Source organism: Vibrio sp. Vb0667 (genome assembly GCF_033391095.1).
Window position 1 is genome coordinate 1 of record NZ_JAWPOL010000190.1, and the last position, 1,367, is coordinate 1,367.

A 1,367-nucleotide genomic window follows, 5' to 3' on the forward strand; every position below is an offset into this window, starting at 1 on the left:
GACGCGCATTTGTTCCGTCCAGATACGAACCTATATCAAGAGATTGCAGCCCTGCATGAAGTCGAAAAACGTCACTGTATTCTTATTGACGAGTGTCAGTTCCTATCGAAAGAGCAGGTTTACCAACTTACAGAGGTAGTGGATAAGCTGCATATTCCAGTACTTTGCTATGGTCTTCGTACCGATTTTCTTGGCGAACTTTTTGAAGGCAGTAAGTACCTACTCTCTTGGGCTGATAAGCTGGTTGAGTTGAAGACGATTTGCCACTGTGGCCGAAAAGCAAACATGGTTATCCGCACCGACGAACACGGAGTCGCAATCAAAGAAGGTGACCAAGTGGCAATTGGTGGCAACGACCGTTATGTCTCGGTTTGCCGTCAGCACTACAAAGAAGCCCTAGGTAAATAAACCTATCCATTCAGCTTCAAAGCGATACAGAAAAGCCACCGAATTCGGTGGCTTTTTAATTGTTCATTTCGCTCAGACGAGATCAAAACCGAATCGCTCTAACAAGACTTGATAAGATGAATCCACTTGATTTGGAATGTCTTGCTTAGTTTGAAATCCTTTTTCGGGATAGCTTTTGACGCGGGAAAAATCTTCCATCAGCGCTTCTAACACCATCATTAGCGGCATGTCTTCGTTGATGTATTCGAAGAATGGATGAGCGGTAGAACTGACTTGCACTTGCGAGTAGGACGATTGCCATTGCTTCTCAAACGTAGCGATGGCGCGGCGTTCCATAAATGGCTTTTGCACTAAAATAATCGATTCGCATTGGATGCCTTTCTCTTTTAATAACTGCTCGGTGAAACGGACGGTTTCTCCACTATTGGTTGAACGTGTTTCTACTAAGATGGCATCGCTTGGTACGCCAGCTAAACGTGCGATGTCGGCAAATGTTTCGGCTTCACTTTTTTCAAACAAACCATCCGTAAAGCGGCCTTCACCACCGGAGAACACAATCAATGATGCGAGTTTTTGGTGGTAAAGCGCAGCGGCGTGCTCAGCAACTCGCACGTCGTTACTGCACATAACAAACAAGCAGTCGGCAGGCTTTAAATCCTGTTTGAGCTGCATGTAATCCCAAAGCGTTTCTATATGTTGATATAACTTCATAGTGCATCCAGCGTTGAATTGAATCGGAATTGATACCCAAGTGAAACCAGTTTGTCCGCTAAAATGCGTTTATCGGCATCTTCTGTAACGGGAGGTAGCGAAATCTCTGCGCCACTTTTGGTGATTGCTGCTTGGTAAAACTCAGCTTTGCTCACGGTGTGAGGCGTTGTGACATTAATGATCTGATTACTCAGGTGATCCAATGCAAATTGTGCCACAGCGACTGCGTCACTTTGATGAAGCATGTT

2 protein-coding genes and 1 pseudogene are annotated in these 1,367 nt (G+C 45.1%); 1 reads left to right on the forward strand and 2 read right to left on the reverse strand.

The genetic code is table 11. The features are described 5' to 3' along the window. The coding region (locus tag R8269_RS24520) for a thymidine kinase (protein WP_318222816.1) at positions 1 to 408 on the forward strand (408 nt) is incomplete at its 5' end. A 72-nt stretch (positions 409 to 480) separates the two neighbouring features. On the opposite strand, the gene R8269_RS24525 is transcribed toward R8269_RS24520, so the two are convergent. Together R8269_RS24525 and R8269_RS24530 are read right to left on the reverse strand one after the other, a co-directional pair. Then, complete coding sequence (locus R8269_RS24525) at positions 481 to 1,119, reverse strand: YdcF family protein (RefSeq protein ID WP_318222817.1); 639 nt, start codon at positions 1,117 to 1,119, stop codon at positions 481 to 483. Further along, a pseudogene (locus tag R8269_RS24530) lies at positions 1,116 to 1,367 on the reverse strand (SDR family NAD(P)-dependent oxidoreductase); the annotation flags it as partial. The pseudogene R8269_RS24530 and the gene R8269_RS24525, both read right to left, overlap by 4 nt.

Excerpts from the sequence above, each read along its gene's own strand:
- R8269_RS24525 (WP_318222817.1), bottom strand. The coding sequence starts at position 1,119 with ATGAAGTTATATCAACATATAGAAACGCTTTGGGATTACATGCAGCTC.